This window comes from Xylophilus rhododendri (assembly GCF_009906855.1).
Lineage (GTDB): Bacteria > Pseudomonadota > Gammaproteobacteria > Burkholderiales > Burkholderiaceae_C > Xylophilus > Xylophilus rhododendri.
The window spans coordinates 4,962,456-4,979,630 of sequence record NZ_CP047650.1 but is presented as its reverse complement, the minus strand read 5'-3'; the positions used below and the strand labels follow the sequence as shown (position 1 = coordinate 4,979,630).

General features: G+C 69.3%; 16 protein-coding genes. 10 read left to right on the top strand and 6 right to left on the bottom strand.

Annotation, left to right across the window (positions count from 1 at the left end; translation table 11 throughout):
- Positions 1-5 precede the first annotated feature (5 nt).
- From ugpA to GT347_RS23025, 5 genes are read left to right on the top strand one after another with little or no spacing between them, the layout of a single operon-like run.
- Positions 6-887, top strand: coding sequence for a sn-glycerol-3-phosphate ABC transporter permease UgpA (gene ugpA / locus GT347_RS23045; RefSeq protein ID WP_160554414.1), 882 nt, complete (start codon positions 6-8; stop codon positions 885-887).
- Positions 888-1,739, top strand: a complete 852-nt coding sequence (gene ugpE / locus GT347_RS23040) for a sn-glycerol-3-phosphate ABC transporter permease UgpE (RefSeq protein WP_160554413.1) — start codon at positions 888-890, stop codon at positions 1,737-1,739.
- A 7-nt stretch (positions 1,740-1,746) separates the two neighbouring features.
- Positions 1,747-2,775 (top strand): sn-glycerol-3-phosphate ABC transporter ATP-binding protein UgpC, encoded by a 1,029-nt coding sequence (ugpC, locus tag GT347_RS23035; RefSeq protein WP_160554412.1) that lies wholly within the window; start codon positions 1,747-1,749, stop codon positions 2,773-2,775.
- Positions 2,772-3,539 carry a glycerophosphodiester phosphodiesterase gene (gene ugpQ / locus GT347_RS23030; protein WP_160554411.1) on the top strand — a complete coding sequence of 256 codons (768 nt, stop codon included), beginning with the start codon at positions 2,772-2,774 and terminating at the stop codon, positions 3,537-3,539. The genes ugpC and ugpQ overlap by 4 nt, the downstream gene beginning before the upstream one ends.
- Complete coding sequence (locus GT347_RS23025; protein ID WP_160554410.1) at positions 3,536-4,156, top strand: GDSL-type esterase/lipase family protein; 621 nt, start codon at positions 3,536-3,538, stop codon at positions 4,154-4,156. Before ugpQ ends, GT347_RS23025 begins: the two co-directional genes overlap by 4 nt.
- Positions 4,157-4,163: 7 nt before the next feature.
- Here GT347_RS23025 and GT347_RS23020 read toward each other — a convergent pair whose 3' ends face one another.
- Positions 4,164-4,436 carry a hypothetical protein gene (locus tag GT347_RS23020; protein WP_160554409.1) on the bottom strand — a complete coding sequence of 91 codons (273 nt, stop codon included), beginning with the start codon at positions 4,434-4,436 and terminating at the stop codon, positions 4,164-4,166.
- An 89-nt stretch (positions 4,437-4,525) separates the two neighbouring features.
- Between GT347_RS23020 and hemA the strand changes: the two genes are divergently transcribed.
- The 4 genes from hemA to grxD all read left to right on the top strand — a co-directional run bounded on the left by hemA (position 4,526) and on the right by grxD (position 8,236).
- Complete coding sequence (hemA, locus tag GT347_RS23015) at positions 4,526-5,827, top strand: glutamyl-tRNA reductase (RefSeq protein WP_160554408.1); 1,302 nt, start codon at positions 4,526-4,528, stop codon at positions 5,825-5,827.
- Between the two features lie 109 nt (positions 5,828-5,936).
- Positions 5,937-7,025, top strand: a complete 1,089-nt coding sequence (prfA, locus tag GT347_RS23010) for a peptide chain release factor 1 (RefSeq protein WP_160554407.1) — start codon at positions 5,937-5,939, stop codon at positions 7,023-7,025.
- Positions 7,025-7,858, top strand: a complete 834-nt coding sequence (gene prmC, locus GT347_RS23005) for a peptide chain release factor N(5)-glutamine methyltransferase (protein WP_160554406.1) — start codon at positions 7,025-7,027, stop codon at positions 7,856-7,858. Before prfA ends, prmC begins: the two co-directional genes overlap by 1 nt.
- Before the next feature lie 51 nt (positions 7,859-7,909).
- On the top strand, positions 7,910-8,236 hold the full coding sequence (gene grxD / locus GT347_RS23000) for a Grx4 family monothiol glutaredoxin (protein ID WP_160554405.1): 327 nt from the start codon (positions 7,910-7,912) through the stop codon (positions 8,234-8,236).
- A 58-nt stretch (positions 8,237-8,294) separates the two neighbouring features.
- On the opposite strand, the gene GT347_RS22995 is transcribed toward grxD, so the two are convergent.
- The 3 genes from GT347_RS22995 to GT347_RS22985 form a co-directional block, all read right to left on the bottom strand.
- Positions 8,295-9,026, bottom strand: coding sequence for a hypothetical protein (locus GT347_RS22995; protein ID WP_160554404.1), 732 nt, complete (start codon positions 9,024-9,026; stop codon positions 8,295-8,297).
- Complete coding sequence (locus GT347_RS22990) at positions 9,026-9,376, bottom strand: type II toxin-antitoxin system Phd/YefM family antitoxin (protein ID WP_160554403.1); 351 nt, start codon at positions 9,374-9,376, stop codon at positions 9,026-9,028. The genes GT347_RS22995 and GT347_RS22990 overlap by 1 nt, the downstream gene beginning before the upstream one ends.
- Positions 9,377-9,456: 80 nt before the next feature.
- The gene (locus GT347_RS22985; RefSeq protein ID WP_160554402.1) at positions 9,457-12,000 is read right to left on the bottom strand and encodes an ABC transporter permease; all 2,544 of its coding nucleotides are present in this window, start codon (positions 11,998-12,000) and stop codon (positions 9,457-9,459) included.
- A gap of 124 nt (positions 12,001-12,124) precedes the next feature.
- Between GT347_RS22985 and GT347_RS22980 the strand changes: the two genes are divergently transcribed.
- Positions 12,125-12,475: a hypothetical protein gene (locus GT347_RS22980; RefSeq protein WP_160554401.1), complete on the top strand. Its 351-nt coding sequence runs from the start codon at positions 12,125-12,127 to the stop codon at positions 12,473-12,475.
- Here GT347_RS22980 and GT347_RS22975 read toward each other — a convergent pair.
- Positions 12,472-13,893: an efflux transporter outer membrane subunit gene (locus tag GT347_RS22975; RefSeq protein WP_160554400.1), complete on the bottom strand. Its 1,422-nt coding sequence runs from the start codon at positions 13,891-13,893 to the stop codon at positions 12,472-12,474. The genes GT347_RS22980 and GT347_RS22975 overlap by 4 nt on opposite strands.
- Positions 13,894-13,912: 19 nt before the next feature.
- The gene (locus GT347_RS22970; protein WP_160554399.1) at positions 13,913-17,164 is read right to left on the bottom strand and encodes an efflux RND transporter permease subunit; all 3,252 of its coding nucleotides are present in this window, start codon (positions 17,162-17,164) and stop codon (positions 13,913-13,915) included.
- Positions 17,165-17,175 lie beyond the last annotated feature (11 nt).

Here is a 17,175-nt window from a genome sequence, read left to right as displayed (position 1 = left end):
ATCCGATGGAAAAACGCGTCCAGTTCCGCTCCTCCTGGCTGCCATGGGTGCTGATCGCACCGCAGATGGCGGTGATCTGCGTCTTCTTCTTCTGGCCGGCGGCGCAGGCCATCCTGCAGTCGCTGCAGGAGCAGGATGCCTTCGGCTCCTCCACCGAGTGGGTGGGGCTGGACAATTTCCAGCGGCTGTTCTCCGACGCCACCTATCTCGAGTCCTTCAAGACCACCGCGCTGTTCTCGGTGCTGGTGGCGGGCCTGGGCATCGTGCTGTCGCTGCTGCTCGCGGTTTTCGCCGACCGGGTGGTGCGCGGCGTGACCTTCTACCGCACCCTGCTGATCCTGCCCTACGCGGTGGCGCCGGCGGTGGCGGGTGTGCTGTGGGTCTTCATGTTCTCGCCGGCGCTGGGCGTGGTCGCCTATGCGCTCGGCAAGTTCGGCTATGACTGGAACCATCTGCTCAACGGCGGCCAGGCCATGGCGCTGATCGTGCTGGCGGCGGTGTGGAAGCAGATCTCCTACAACTTCCTTTTCTTCGTGGCCGCGCTGCAATCGATTCCGAAGTCGCTGATCGAGGCCGCGGCCATCGACGGCGCCGGGCCCTGGCGGCGCTTCTGGGGCATCCAGCTGCCGCTGATCTCGCCCACCACCTTCTTCCTGCTGGTGATGAACGTGGTCTATGCCTTCTTCGAGACCTTCGGCATCGTCGATGCGGCCACCAACGGCGGGCCGGGCAAGGACACCTCCATCCTGGTCTACCGGGTGTATTACGACGGCTTCAAGGCCATGGACCTGGGCGGCTCGGCCGCGCAGTCGGCGGTGCTGATGCTGATCGTCATCGTGCTGACCGTGGTGCAGTTCCGCTATGTCGAGAAAAAGGTGAACTACTAAATGCTTGACCGCCGCCCTGCCCTCACGCTGCTGTCGCACCTGGTGATGATCCTCGGGGTCATCATCGTGGCCTTCCCGCTCTACCTGGCCTTCATCGCCTCCACCCACAGGCCGGAGGAGATCGTGCAGCTGCCCATGCCGCTGACTCCGGGCAACTACTTCTGGCAGACCTGGCATGCCGCGCTCTTCGGCAACGCCACCGGCGCCGGCTCGCATGCGCCGGTGCTACGCATGATGTGGATCAGCCTGGTCTCGGCGCTGATCATCTCGCTGGGCAAGATCGCGATCTCGCTGCTCTCGGCCTTCGCCATCGTCTACTTCCGCTTTCCCTTCAAGAAGCTGGTGTTCTGGATGATCTTCATCACCCTGATGCTGCCGGTGGAGGTGCGCATCCTGCCGACCTACCAGGTGCTGTCGGACCTGAACATGCTCAACAGCTACGCCGGCCTGAGCGTGCCGCTGATCGCCTCGGCCACCGCCACCTTCCTGTTCCGCCAGTTCTTCATGACGGTGCCCGACGAGCTGGTGGAGGCCGCCCGCATGGACGGCGCCGGGCCGATGCGTTTCTTCTTCGACGTGCTGCTGCCGCTGTCGCGCACCGCCATGGCCGCGCTCTTCGTGATCCAGTTCATCTACGGCTGGAACCAGTACCTGTGGCCGCTGCTGGCGACCACCAACGAGGACATGTACACCGTCGTCATCGGCATCAAACGCATGATCGCCGGCGGCGACTCGCAGAACGAATGGAACGTGGTCATGGCCACCGCCCTGCTGGCCATGCTGCCGCCTGCGATCGTGGTCATCTCCATGCAGAAGTGGTTCGTGCGCGGACTGGTCGATACCGAAAAATAAACGAGCCATGGCATCACTTTCCTTTCGCAATGTCATCAAGCGCTATGGCCGTGGCCCGAAGGCGCTGCAGGTCATCCACGGCATAGACGCCGAGGTGGCCGATGGCGAATTCATCGTCATCGTCGGGCCCTCGGGCTGCGGCAAGTCCACGCTGCTGCGCATGGTCGCGGGGCTGGAGGAGATTTCCGACGGCGAGATCGCCATCGGGGCGCGGGTGGTCAACCAGCTGGAGCCGGCCCAGCGCGACATCGCCATGGTGTTCCAGAACTACGCGCTCTATCCGCACATGAGCGTGTTCGAGAACATGGCCTACGGGCTGAAGATCGCCGGCCAGCCCAAGGAAGAGATCAGACAAAGGGTGGACCGGGCCGCCAAGATCCTGGAGCTGGGCCATCTGCTGGAGCGCCGGCCGCGCGAACTCTCCGGCGGCCAGCGCCAGCGTGTGGCCATGGGCCGGGCCATCGTGCGCCAGCCGCAGGTCTTCCTGTTCGACGAGCCGCTGTCCAACCTCGATGCCAAGCTGCGCGCCCAGACCCGCATCGAGATCCAGAAGCTGCACCGCGAGCTGGGCATCACCTCGCTTTTCGTCACCCACGACCAGGTCGAGGCGATGACACTCGCCCAGCGCATGCTGGTGATGAACGCCGGCCGCGCCGAGCAGTTCGGCACGCCCGAGGAGGTCTACCACCGGCCGGCCTCCACCTTCGTGGCGAGCTTCATCGGCTCGCCGCCGATGAACCTGCTGAAGGCCGCGCCCGGTGCGCCCGCGGGCCGGATCACCGGCATCCGGCCCGAGCACCTGGACCGGGTGGCCAATGGCACGCCCGGCGCCTGGACGATGACGGTCGACACGGTCGAGCTGCTGGGCGCCGAACGGCTGGTCTACGGCCATGTGGGCGAGGACGCGGTGATCGTGCGCATCGAGGAGAACGCGCCCGTGCCGGCCATCGGCGAGGCCTGCGCCGTGCTGCCGCGCGCCGATCGGCTGCATGCCTTCGACGCCGCCACCGGCAAGCGCCTGGAAGCGGCACCATGACCGACCCCGGCCTGCATTCCGGCGGCTGGCCCTATCCCTTCTGGGTGGCCCATCGCGGCGCCGGCAAGCTGGCGCCCGAGAACACCCTGGCCGCCTTCCGACTGGGCGCCGCCCACGGCTGGCGCATGTTCGAATGCGATGCCAAGCTGAGCGCGGACGGCGTGGTCTTCCTGCTGCACGACAGCACGCTGGAGCGCACCACCGACGGCCAGGGCACGGCGGGCGAACGGCCGTGGTCGGCGCTTTCGCAGCTCGATGCCGGCAGCTGGCATTCGCGTGCCTATGCCGGCGAACCGCTGGCCACGCTGGAGAACCTGGCGCGCTACTGCCTGCGCAACGGCTACCTGCTCAATATCGAGATCAAACCCACGCCCGGCCTGGAGCGCGCCACCGGCGAGGCCGTGGCTGAGCTGGCCGCCCGTTTGTGGTCCGAGGCACCAGTCGCGCCGCTGCTGACCTCCTTCAAGCCCGATTCGCTGGAAGGCGCACGCGCCGCCGCGCCGCAGCTGCCGCGCGGCCTGTTGCTGGAAGCATTGAACGAAGGTTGGCTGGACCAGGCACGGGCGCTGGAATGCGTGGCCGTGGTGAACCGCCATACCGCCTGGACGGCCGAGGCCGTGGCGCAGACGCGGTCCGCCGGTCTGAAAGCGCTCACCTACACCGTCAACGAGCGGGAAGACGCCCAGCGCCTGATGGGTTTTGGCGTCGATGGCATCATCACGGACCGCATTGAGCTGTTCGCACCCGCTGCCCGACACGCATGAAAAAGCCCCTCCTCCTCGCCTGCGTCCTCGGTGGACTGATGTTCGCCGCCCTGCACGGCGCCCAGGCGCAGCAGGCGCCCGCGGCCCCGGTCACCAATCCCACCGTGGCCCTGCTGGGCGACAGCATCACCGAAGGCGGCCTCTGGGCCAACTACTTCCCCAGCCAGCGGGTGCTCAACCTGGGCATAGGCGGCGACACCACCCAGGGCATGCTCAACCGCCTGGGCCCGCTGCTGGCGGCCAAGCCGCCCAAGGTCTTCGTGATGGCCGGCATCAACGACCTGCTGCGCGGGCGCGCGGCCGACGATGTGTTCGGCACCTACAAACAGATCCTGGCCGAGCTGTACGCGCCGGAACGCAAGATCTACGTCGAATCCACGCTCTACGTGACCGCGCCCACGCCGGTGGCGGTCAACGAGAAGGTCCAGCGCCTCAACACCCAGTTGCGCCAGCTCTGCGAGCAGACACGCCGCTGCACCTTCGTGGACATGAACGCCATCCTGGCCCCCACCGGCCAGCTGCTGCCCGGCTTCACCGTGGACGGCCTGCACCTCAACCAGGCTGGCTACGAAGCCTGGTTCGCCCAATTGAAGGGCTGGCAGTTCCTGGCGCAGTAGCCAGGTTTCAGCGCCGCCAGCCGGCGCGCAGCCAGCATTCGCAAAAAGCCACGGCGGCCAGCAGGGCCGCCCAGGTCAGCATGCGGCCGTCGCTGCCGGACAACAGCAGGCCGGCCAGCAAGACCCCCAGCCCGACCGCGAAATCGCAGCCCAGCCGCACCGGCCAGCTGGCGCCGCGGGCGGGCACGACCAGGCCGCCGCAGAGGACGGCAGCCGCCGCGATCCAGGCGGCGGGCAGGCAGAAATTGGTGATGTGCCCGAGCAGGGTGAGGAAATCCATGAGGGCAGGAAATAAGGCTTATCGCAGCAATAGCCTCGGTCTTACACCGGAAGGCTTCGACAATTTGCGACAAATTTTATAATCCCGGGATGGCAGTCTGGGCCCTCGGCCTCAATCACAACACGGCACCGCTCGATTTGCGGGGCCGTTTCGCGTTCGCCCTCGATCAGATCGCACCCACCTTGCAAGGTTTGCGCCAGGCGCTGGTGACCACCCGCCATCCGCAGATCGAAGCCGCCATCCTCTCCACCTGCAACCGCACCGAGATCTATTGCGCGGGTGAAAGCCCGGCCCTGGAACACACACTCGACTGGCTGGCCCACACCGGCGGCGTCACGCCCGCCCTGCTGCGCTCGCATGCCTATTCGCTGCAGGACGGCCCGGCCGCGCGCCATGCCTTCCGCGTGGCCTCGGGGCTGGACTCCATGGTGCTGGGCGAGCCGCAGATCCTCGGCCAGATGAAGGACGCGGTGCGCGCCGCCGAAGACGCCGGAGCCCTGGGCACCACGCTCAACCAGCTGTTCCAGCGCTCCTTCGCGGTGGCCAAGGAGGTGCGCAGCTCGACCGAGATCGGTGCGCATTCCATCAGCATGGCCGCCGCCGCGGTGCGCCTGGCCGGCCAACTCTTCGAGGACCTGGGCAAGATCCGCATCCTGTTCGTGGGCGCCGGCGAGATGATCGAGCTGGCCGCCACCCATTTCGCGGCGCGCAACCCGAAATCCATCTCCATCGCCAACCGCACGCTGGAACGCGGCGAACGCCTGGCCTCGCGTTTCCAGGGCGAGGTGATGCGCCTGGCCGACCTGCCCGAGCGCCTGCACGAATTCGACGCCGTCATCAGCTGCACCGCCAGCTCCCTGCCCATCATCGGCCTGGGCGCGGTGGAGCGGGCGCTGAAGAAACGCAAGCACCGCCCAATGTTCATGGTCGACCTGGCCGTGCCGCGCGACATCGAACCCGAGGTCAAGGCGCTCGACGACGTGTACCTGTACACCGTCGACGACCTGGCCACCGTGGTGCAGACCGCCCAGGCCCATCGCCAGGCCGCCGTGGCCCAGGCCGAATCCATCGTCGACACCGGCGTGCAGAACTTCCTGCACTGGATGGACCAGCGCGACCCGGTGCGCGGCACCGTGCCGCTGATCCGCCAGCTCAACGCCCAGGCCGACACCTGGCGCGCGGCCGAGATCGCCCGCGCCCGCAAGCTGCTGGCGCGCGGCGACGACGTGGAAGCCGTGTTGGAGGCGCTGAGCCGCGGCCTCACGCAAAAGATGCTGCACGGCGCCATGGCCGAACTGAACAAGGGCGATGCGCAGCAGCGCGAAGCCACGGCCGACACCGTCTCGCGCATCTTCCTGCGCAGCGAAGCCGCCTCGCGCGACAAGCTCTAGCGGCGCTCGCCGCCGCCGCGGGCCGCATGCGCCCGCCGCCTCCTGGCCGCCCGTCCGGCCCTCCCCTCTTCCTCCTTGCCGGCGTACACGCCGGCCGAAAATCAAGCCCGTGAAAGACTTCCTCCGCCGCCAGCTCGACCGTTATGCCGTGCGCCTGCAGGAGCTCGACTTCCTGCTCTCGCGCGAAGACATCATGGGCGACATGGCCCAGTACCGCCTGCTCTCGCGCGAGCATGCCGAGGTCACCCAGATCGCCGGCCGCTACGCCCGCCACCGGCAGCGCGCCAGCGACCTGGAAGCCGGCCGCGAGATGCTGTCCGACCCCGACATGACCGAGATGGCCGCCGAGGAAATCGCCGGCGCCCAGGCGGAGATGGAGCAGCTCGAAGCCGAGCTCCAGCGCCTCCTGCTGCCCAAGGACCCGGACGACCGCCGCAACGCCTTCCTGGAAATCCGCGCCGGCACCGGCGGCGACGAATCCGCCCTGTTCGCCGGCGACCTGGCCCGCATGTACACCCGCTATTTCGAGCGCACCGGCTGGCGCTGCGAGGTGGTGAGCGTGAGCGACAGCGAGATCGGCGGCTACAAGGAAATCGTCTTCCGCATCGAAGGCGACAACGCCTTCGGCCGGCTGCGCTTCGAATCCGGCGGCCACCGGGTGCAGCGGGTGCCCGCCACCGAGACCCAGGGCCGCATCCACACCAGCGCCTGCACCGTCGCCGTGCTGGCCGAGCCGGACGAGACGGTGGCGGTGCAGATCAACCCGGCCGACCTGCGCATCGACACCTACCGGGCTTCCGGCGCCGGCGGCCAGCACATCAACAAGACCGACTCCGCCGTGCGCATCACGCACATCCCCACCGGCATCGTCGCCGAATGCCAGGACGACCGCAGCCAGCACCGCAACAAGGCCAAGGCCCTGCAGGTGCTGTCGGCCCGCATCCAGGAGAAGGACCGCAGCGAACGCGCCGCCAAGGACGCGGCCATGCGCAAGGGCCTGATCGGCAGCGGCGACCGCAGCGACCGCATCCGCACCTACAACTTCCCGCAGGGCCGGCTCACCGACCACCGCATCAACCTCACGCTCTACAAGCTGGGCCTGATCATGGAAGGCGACCTCGGCGAGGTGCTCGACGCCCTGCAGCATGCCCGCGAGGCCGAGCAGCTGGCCGAGCTGGAAGTGGGAGCGAACGCCTGATGCCCACCCTGGCCGAAGCCCTGCGCGGCGCCGCCGTGCTCGGCGTGGACCGGCTCGATGCGCAAATGCTGCTGCTGCGCTGCCTGGGCCGCGACCCTTCGGACCGTGCCTGGCTGCTGGCCCACGACCACGATCCGCTGGGCGATGCCGCATGGGCCGACTGCCAGGCCCTGCTGCAGCGGCGCGCCGCGGGTGAGCCCGTGGCCTACCTGATCGGCGAGAAGGAGTTCTTCGGCCTGCCGCTGCAGGTCGATGCCCGGGTGCTGGTGCCCCGGCCCGATACCGAAACCCTGGTGAATTGGGCGCTGGAGCTGCTGCCGGACGGCCGCGAAGCCAGCGTGCTCGACCTGGGCACCGGCAGCGGCGCGATCGCCCTGGCGGTCCAGCACAGCCGCCCCATGGCCGTGGTGGACGCGGTGGATGCCAGCGAGGATGCGCTCGCCGTGGCACGCGCCAACGCGCAGCGCCTGTCGCTGCCGGTGGCCTTCCACGCCGGCGACTGGTTCGGCGGCGCGCCGCGCGCCGCCTACGACCTGGTCCTGTCCAACCCGCCCTACATCGCCCGGGGCGACGAGCACCTGCCCGCCCTGCGCCACGAGCCGCTGCGGGCCCTTGCCTCCGGCGCCGACGGCCTGGACGACCTGCGCCGCATCGTCCCGGCCGCGCCCGCGCGCCTGCTGCCCGGCGGCTGGCTGCTGCTGGAACACGGCTGGGACCAGGCCGACGCCGTGCGCACGCTTCTTTCGCAGGCAGGGCTTGAAGAAGTCCAAAGCCGTACCGATCTCGGCGGAAACCAGCGCTGCTCGGGCGGCCGCCTTCCGCAGCGCGGATAATTCCGCCATTCTTCGTCCACCCCCCACATCCCAGTCCCCAAGGAGCCTCCCATGAGCGACGCCCAACAACGCATTGCCGATCTCGTCCAGACCAACGAAGTGGTGCTCTTCATGAAGGGCAACGCGAGCTTTCCGCAGTGCGGCTTCTCCGGCCGGGCCATCCAGGTGCTCAAGGCCTGCGGCGTGGACACCCGGGCCCTGAAGACTGTCAACGTGCTGGAAGACGGCGAGATCCGCGACGGCATCAAGACCTTCAGCCAGTGGCCCACCATCCCGCAGCTCTATGTGCGCGGCGAGTTCATCGGCGGCTCGGACATCATGATGGAGATGTACCAGTCGGGCGAACTGCAGAAGGTGCTGGCCGGCCAGGCCGCCTGAGCGTCCGCTTGCAACAGGAAGGGGCCCGCGCGGCCCCGTTTCTTTTTAGGCGTCGCCCTCAGCGCGCCGGCAGGTCTTTGGGCTGCCTCTTCCTGAGGCCGGGTTTGCCGGGCGACAGCGATGCCACAGACGCATCGTCGAGCACCTCGGCCCAGCTGCTGCCCGCCTTGACCTTCGCCGCGGGCGAATCGACCAGGTCCCGCTTGGGATCGCGCCCTTTGTAGCGCTTGGCAGCGTCCAGGATGCCCCGGGCGCTGATCCGCGGGTTCAAGGCCTCGATCTTCGCCAGCAGCGCCCCCGTGGAAATGATGTGCGCATTGCCGGGCATGGCGCCGGGCGTCGAGCGCAGGAAGAAATCGTCTTCGGCGATGACCAGGCAGGGCGGCCCGGGCGCTTGTCCGATCAGCTCGCTGACATAGCTGTTGATCGAAAGCTCGCCGCTGTTGCGGGCCAAGGGCGCGGGCGGGGGCATGTCGCTGGCCGCGTAGAAATCCCGCACCTGCTGGCTTTGCGCATAACGCTCGTAGGTCCGGGCGGCGGAAATGGCCATGCGTCCGAAGGAGGTCGTCTCAATGAGGATCCTGCCGGCATGCCTGGCGATGAAGCTGGCGATGCGCTGCGCATCCTCTCGGGCATCGCGCTGGCGCGTGGCCTCGAACTCCACCATGTCCGTGATGACCAGTTGAACCTGCTGCGGATCGAATGCCAGCAGGACATCCAGGGCATCGGCATGCGCCAGCGTGATCAGCGGGCCGGTGTCGGGAAGCACGATCCTGACTTTTTCCGCCATCAGCGCGGCTCCTGGTCGATCCGCACCGAAGCCAGCGCGTGGTCGGCGGCTTCCCGCATGACGCGGGCATCGGCGGCCGCGACTGGCGAAGTCTCGATGCCGTGTGCATTCAGGCGGTCCAGCAGTTCGCCATACCAGTCCAGCCCCAGCTGCTGCATCGCCACGGCGCGCGTCAGCACGCCATGCGCATAGGCGCCCAGGATGGCTTTTTCGGCCACCTGGGCGTTGAGCAGCATGGCGGCGGGGCGCCTGTTCCGCTCGATGAGCACACTGGCTCCCTCGTTGCGCTCGACCGCGTCGAACAGGTCTCCCAACTGGCTCTTCACTTCGGTAGCCGTGACGACTTGCATGAGCTGCCCTCCAAAACAGCCATTTTCCACAAAACGTTCACTTTTGCCGAAATGGACATTTTCGTCCACCAAAAGCCAGCCTACTCCGCCGCCCTGCGCAGCGTTTCCACCACCGGCCGCCGCAGCACATCGCGCAGGCCCCACCAGCCGGCGGCCAGCGCCAGCAGGGCACCGGCGACCGCGCCCTGCAGCGGCACCCAGATGGAGGCAGTCCAGCTGAAGTCGAAGGCATAACGCGCCAGCGCCCAGCCCACCGCCACCGCCGCGGCGCTGGCCAGGAAGCCGGCCAGCAGGCCGACGCCGGCCAGTTCGGCGCGCTGCACCTGGCGCAGCAGCGAGGCGCTGGCGCCCAGGGCACGCATCACCGCGAACTCCTTGGCGCGCTCGTCGCGGGTGGCGGTCACCGCGGCGAAGAGGACGATCACGCCGGCCGCCAGGGTGAAGCCGAACAGGAATTCCACTGCCCGGATCACCTGGTCGAGCACACGCTGGATCTGCGCCAGGGTCTGGCCCAGGTCCACGCTGGTGATGTTGGGAAACTGGCGCACCAGCTGGTTGTCGAAACCCGCCAGCGTGGGCGCGCGGTAGGCGGCGAGGTAGGTCACGGCGATGTCTTCGGGCAGCTTGCCCACCGGGTACATCGCGAAGAAGTTGGCCCGCATCGAGCCCCACTCCACCTTGCGCAGCGAGGTGATGCGTGCCTCGTTCTGCGCACCGCCCACATCGAAACGCAGGCGGTCGCCCAGCTTCAGGCCCAGGGTCTTGGCCAGGCCGTCCTCCACGCTGATCGCATCGGCTTCGTCGGGTGTCCACTGGCCGGCCACGGTCTGGTTGTGCGGCGGCTCGTCGACCGCGTAGGAGAGGTTGAATTCGCGGTCCACCAGGCGTTTGGCCCGGTCTTCGCTGTAGTCGGCCGAGCCCACCGGCTTGCCGTTCACCGCTACCAGCCGGCCGCGCACCATCGGGTACCAGTCGTATTGCTGCACACCGGCGTGGCGCAGCGCTTCCTGGAAGGCCTCGGCCTGGTCGGGCAGCACGTTGATGACGAAGCGGTTGGGGGCATCCGGCGGCGTGGCCGCGCGCCAGCTGGAGATCAGGTCGGTGCGCAGCAGCACCAGCAGCACCAGGGCCAGCAGGCCGACCGAGAGCGAGCTGATCTGCACCACGGCATACACCGGCCGCGCCGAGATCTGCCGCGTGGCCAGCACCAGCCAGCGCGGCGCGGTGCTTTCGTTGACGCTGCGCCGCAGCAGCTTCACCGCCAGCCAGGCCAGGCCGGCGAAGAGCAGCACCGCGCCCGCGAAACCGCCCACCGCGATCAGGCCCAGCGTGAGATCGCGGCTGGCCACCACCAGCAGCCCCGCGAAACCCGCCACCCCCAGCGCCAGCACGCCGGCCGAAGCAGGCTTGAGGCCGCCCACGTCGCGCCGGATCACCCGCAGCGCCGGCACCTGCGCCAGCTGCAGCACCGGCGGCAGGCCGAAGGCCAGCAGCAGGGTCATGCCCATGCCCATGCCGAGCACCGCCGGCCAGGCGCCGGGCGGCGGCAGGCTGCTCTCCACCAAACCGGCCAGGAAGGCGACGAACACGTAGTGCACCGCGAAGCCGATCACCACGCCCGCCACGCTGGCGGCCAGGCCCGCGAGCGCGAATTCGAAGGTGTAACTGCGCGCGATGGTGCCCTGGCTCAGGCCCAGCACCCGCAGCAGCGCGCAGTCGTCCAGGTGGCGCGCCGCGAAGCCGCGTGCGGCCAGGGCCACCGCCACCGCCGACAGCAGCGCCGCCAGCAGCGAGACCAGGTTGAGGAACTTGCCGGCGCGGTCCAGGGTCTGGCGCATCTCGGGGCGGCCGGTTTCCAGGGACTCGACCCGCAGGCCGTGCACCCCCGGCCGGGCCGCCGCCTCGGTCGCCCAGGCCGCGTAGCGCTTGACCGGCGCATCGGCACCGGCGACGGCAAAACGCCAGTTCAGGCGGCTGGCCGGCTGCACCAGCCTGGTCGCCTCCAGGTCGGCCCTGTTGAGCATGACGCGCGGCGAGAAGCTGAGAAAACCCGTACCCCGGTCGGGCTCGATGGCGATCACCCGGGTGATGCGGAAGGACTGTTCGCCCAGCAGCAACTGGTCGCCCATGCGCAGGCCCAGCGCCTCGGGCAGGGCCGGATCGACCCAGGCCTCGCCGCGCCCGGGAATGGCCTGCGCGGCGCTCTCCGCGCCGCCCGGCGCCTGGGCGATCAGCAGCTTGCCGCGCAGGGGATAGCCGGCATCGACCGCCTTCAGCGCCACCAGCTTGCTGGCGCCGCCCTGCGCGTCGCCGGCGCGCGCCATGGTGGGGAATGTCACAGAGGTGCTGCTGCGCAGGCCCTGTTCGCGCGCCTGCTCGGCATAGGCCGCGGGCGCGGGCTGGTCGCTGGCGATCACCACGTCGCCGCCGAGCAGCTGGCCGGCATCGCGCGCCAGCCCGGCCTGCAGCCGGTCGGAGAAGAAGCCGACCGAAGTCAGCGCCGCCACCGCCAGCGTCACGGCCAGCACCAGCAGGCGCAGGTCACCGCCGCGCAGGTCGCGCAGCAAGGCCCGCCAGCCAAGCCGCCAGAAGGGCTGGGGATGACGGTTCGCACCGGAATTCATGGAGTTCATCGGATGTTTTACGGGTTCCGTCGGAAAGCCGACCAGCGGTGTTGACCGATCCACAGAATTTGCCGTTCAAACCTGCCGCAGGCGCCCGCGGGTTCCCATCGACGAAAGCACTTCCATGGATCACCTGGACATCCTCGCACACTGGCTCGGCTGGGCCGACATGACGGCCGCCGTCGTCCTCGTCCTGGGCGCCGGCCTGCCCCGCCGGCCGGGCCGCGCGCCACGCGGCATGGTGCGGCTGCTCTTCTACGGCGCGGGCGTGGTGCTGTGCCGCTACGACCTGCAGCCCCGGCTGTGCCATCGGCTGGCCGAGATGGGCTACATCTTCTATGGGCGCGGGCCGCTGCGCGTGGCGCTGGCGCTGCCGGGCAAGGTGCGGCGCCTGCCGCTGTACGGGGTGCCGGGAAAGCCGGGCGCCACCGGCTCGATGCCACGCACGCCCGCTGCCCCGGCCGAACCGCGCTAGGCCGTCCAGCTGCCGCCCAGCGCCCGGATCAGCCCGACCGTCGCCTGGTAGCGCGCCGCGCGCAGCTGCAGCGCCAGGCGACGGTTGCGCAGTTCCACGCGGCGGGCATCCAGCAGGTCCAGCTGGCTGACCAGGCCGTTGCGCCAGCGGGTGTCCGACAGGCTGGTGGCGCGGGTGGCCGAGACCACCGCGTCGTCCTGCACCTCGGACTGCTCGGCCAGCAGGCGCAGGCCGGAGAGCTGGTCTTCCACCTCGCGGAAGGCGCCCAGCACCTGGCCGCGGTAGCCGGCGGTGGCGGCATCGAACTGCGCACGCGCCTGGGCGATGCCGGCATCGCGCCGGCCGCCGTCGAACAGCGGCAGCGACAGCAGCGCGCCCACGCTCCAGGCACGGGCCGACCACTGCAGCAGGTCACCCAGTTCCGGCGAGGCGTAGCCGGCCGAGCCGGTCAGCGACAGGTTGGGGAACCAGGCCGCCTGCGCGGCGCCGATGCGCGCCTGCGCAGCCAGCAACGAGGCCTGGGCGGCCGCCACGTCCGGCCGGCGGGCCAGCACGGTGGACGGGACACCGGCCGGCACCGTGGGCAGGGCGGTGTCCCAGGCGCCGGTGGGCAGGGTGAAGTCGGCCGCGGCATCGCCGACCAGCACGGCCAGCGCGTGTTCCAGCTCGGCGCGGCGGCGGTCCAGGGCCAGCGCATCGGAGGTGGTGGCGGCCATCTCGGTGCGGATGCGCACCACGTCCAGCTCGGCCACATCGCCGTTGCGGTAACGGCGCTGGGTCAGGTCCAGCGTGCCGCGGTAGGCCTCGACCGTCTCGCGCACCAGGGCGCGTTCGGCGTCGAGCGAACGCAGCGAGAGATAGGTCTGCGCCGTGTCGGCCTGCACCGCCAGGCGGGTGCTCTGCAGCAGGGCCTCGCGGGCATCGGCGTCCAGCGACGCGGCGTCGCGCGCCTTGGCCAGGCGGCCGGACAGGTCAACCTCCCAGGAGGCGCCGACACCGGCGGTGACGATGGTGGCGGGGTTCATCCCGTTGATGGTGTTGGCGCCGGCCTGGCGCTGGGCGCCGCCGTTCAGCCCCACCTGCGGCAGCCGGTCGGCCTGGGCGCCGCGCAGCAGCGCACGGGCCTGGGCCAGCCGGGCGGCGGCTTCCTGGATGGTGGTGTTGCGGTCGCCGGCACGTTCGACCAGCGCGTTCATCGCCGGGTCGTTGAAGGCCAGCCACCACTGGCCGCGGGGCTGGGCTTCGGCCGGCGCGGCGCGGGTCCAGCCGGCCGGGGTGGCGGCTTCCTTGAAAGCGGCCGGTGCGTCGGCCAGGGCCTGGGTGTCCACCGGCGGCGGGCTGGCGCAGCCGGCCAGCACCAGGGCCGCGACCAGCGGCAGCAGGAACTGCAGGGAGAGCGGGTGCTTCTTGTTCGTCATGGCAAAACTCCGTCAGGTCTCATTCGTGCGTGCCGCGCGGCGCGGCCGGCAGCAGGCGTGCGTCGCCGCCGCCGCCATGGCCGTGGCCATGCGTGGGATCGACCGGCAGGGGCGACTCGTGCTCGCCGTGCTGGCGCAGCGCGCGGTTGCCGGTGAGCTTTCTCAGCATCACGTAGAAAACGGGCGTGAGGAACAGGCCGAAGGCCGTCACGCCGATCATTCCCGAGAACACCGCCACGCCCATGGCGCGGCGCATCTCGGCGCCGGCGCCTGTCGCCAGCACCAGGGGCAGCACACCCATCACGAAGGCCAGCGAGGTCATCAGGATGGGGCGCAGGCGCAGCTGGGCCGCCTCGATCGCCGCCTGCAGCGGACTGCGTCCGGCGAACTCCAGCTCACGGGCGAATTCCACGATCAGGATGGCGTTCTTCGCACTCAGCCCCACCAGCACGATCAGGCCGATCTGGGTGAACACGTTGTTGTCGCCGTTGTTCAGCCACACCCCGGTCATCGCGGCGAACAGGCCCATGGGCACGATCAGGATGATGGCCAGCGGCAGCGTCAGGCTCTCGTACTGGGCGGCCAGCACCAGGAACACCAGCAGGATGGCGATGGGGAACACCAGCACGCCGGAGTTGCCCGCCAGGATCTCCTGGTAGGTCAGGTCGGTCCATTCGTAGTCCACGCCGGGCGGCAGGGTCTCGGCGGCGATGCGCTTGACCGCGTCCTGCGCCTGGCCGGTGGAGTAGCCCGGGGCCGCGCCGCCGTTGACGTCGGCCGCCAGGAAGCCGTTGTAGCGCATGGCGCGTTCCGGTCCGAAGGCCGGCGCCACGTTCATCAGCGCGGCCAGCGGCACCATCTCGCCGGTGTTGGACTTGACCTTCAGCAGGCCGATGTCCTCGGCCCGGGCGCGGTAGGGCGCGTCTGCCTGCACCCGCACCGAATAGGTCCGGCCGAAGCGGTTGAAGTCGTTGGCATACAGGCTGCCCAGGTAGATCTGCATGGTCTCGAAGACCTCGGTCAGCGGCACGCCGAGCTGCCGCGCCTTGGTGCGGTCGATGTCGGCGAAGAGCTGCGGCACGTTTACCTGGAAGCTGGAGAACAGACCCGTCAGTTCGGGCGCCTGCGATGCCTTGGCCATGAAGGCCTTGAGCGCCGCATCCATGCCTTCGTAACCCACCGAGCCGCGGTCTTCCAGCATCAGCTTGAAGCCGCCGGTCGTGCCCAGGCCCTGCACCGGCGGGGGCGGGAACATCAGGATGAAGGCGTCCTGGATCTGCGAGAACTGCGCGTTGAGTTGGCCGGCGATCTCGCCCGCGCTCATGCCCTTGCCCTTGCGTTTGTCGAAGTCGTCCAGCGACACGAACACGATGCCCGAGTTGGAGCTGTTGGTGAAACCGTTGATCGACAGGCCGGGGAACTGGATCGCATGCAGCACGCCGGGCTGCTTGGCCGTGATCTCGCCCATGCGGCGGATCACCGCCTCGGTGCGGTCCAGCGTGGCGCCGTCGGGCAGCTGGGCGAAGCCGATCAGGTACTGCTTGTCCTGCGCCGGCACGAAGCCGCCGGGCACCGCGCGGAACACGAAGATGGTGCTCACCGCGATCACCAGGTACACCGCCATCATCAGCGTCTTGCGGCCGATGGCACGCTTGACGCCGCCACCATAGGCCTCGGAGCTGCGCTGGAACAGGCGGTTGAAGCCGCGGAAGAAGCCGCCCAGCACCTTGTCCATGCCGCGGGTCAGCGCGTCCTTGGGTGCGTCGTGCGGGCGCAGCAGCAGCGCGGCAAGCGCCGGCGACAGGGTCAGCGAGTTGATCGCCGAGATCACCGTCGACATGGCGATGGTCAGCGCGAACTGGCGGTAGAACTGCCCGGTCAGGCCGCTGATGAAGGCCAGCGGCACGAACACCGCCACCAGCACCAGGGCGATGGCGATGATGGGGCCGGAGACTTCCCGCATCGCGCGGTAGGCCGCCTCGCGCGGGGCCAGGCCGGCCTCGATGTTGCGCTCCACGTTCTCCACCACCACGATGGCGTCGTCCACCACGATGCCGATCGCCAGCACCAGGCCGAACAGGCTCAGCGCGTTGATCGAGAAGCCCGAGATGCGCATCACCGCGAAGGTGCCGATCACCGACACCGGCACGGCCAGCAGCGGGATGATGGAAGCGCGCCAGGTCTGCAGGAACACGATCACCACCAGCACCACCAGGGCGATGGCTTCGAGCAGGGTGTGCACCACCGATTCGATGGAGGCACGCACGAACTGCGTGGTGTCGTAGACGATCTCGTAGTCCACGCCCTCGGGCATGTTCTTCTTGATGTCGGCCATGGTGGCGCGCACGCCGTCGCTGATGGCGATGGCGTTGGAGCCCGGGGCGGCGGAGACGGGGATCGCCACCGCATCCTTGTTGTCCAGCAGCGAACGCAGGGCGTAGTCGGAAGCGCCCAGCTCGATGCGCGAGATGTCGCGCAGGCGGGTCACGGCGCCGTCCGAGCCGGTCTTGACGATGATGTCGCCGAAGGATTCCTCGTTCTGCAGGCGGCCTTGCGCATTGACGGGCAGTTGCACGTCGATGCCGGTCACGCCGGGCGATGCGCCCACCACGCCGGCCGCGGCCTGCACGTTCTGGCCGCGGATCGCGGTCACCACCTCACCGGCCGACAGGCCGCGCTGCGCCACCTTCTGCGGATCGAGCCAGACCCGCATCGAGTAGTCGCCCGAGCCGAAGAGCTGCACGTCGCCCACGCCATCGACCCGCGCCAGCCGGTCCTTGACGTTGAGCACCGCGTAGTTGCGCAGATAGGTCATGTCGTAGCGGCCGGTCGGCGAGGACAGGTGCACCACCAGGGTCAGGTCGGGCGAACTCTTGATCGTGGTGATGCCGAGCCGCCGGACTTCCTCCGGCAGGCGCGGCTCGGCACGCGAGACGCGGTTCTGCACCAGCTGCTGCGCCTTGTCCGGGTCGGTGCCCAGGCGGAAGGTCACGGTCAGCGTCATCAGGCCGTCGGTGGTCGCCTGGCTGCTCATGTAGAGCATGTTCTCGACGCCGTTGATGGCCTCCTCCAGCGGCGTGGCCACCGTCTCGGCGATCACCTTGGGGTTGGCGCCGGGATAGTTGGCGCGGATCACCACCGAGGGCGGGATCACGTCCGGGTACTCGGAGATCGGCAGACCGCGCACGGCGATCAGGCCGCCGAGGAAGATCAGGAGCGACAGCACGCCGGCGAAGATCGGCCTGTCGATGAAGAATTTGGAGATGTTCATGGCTGGGTTCC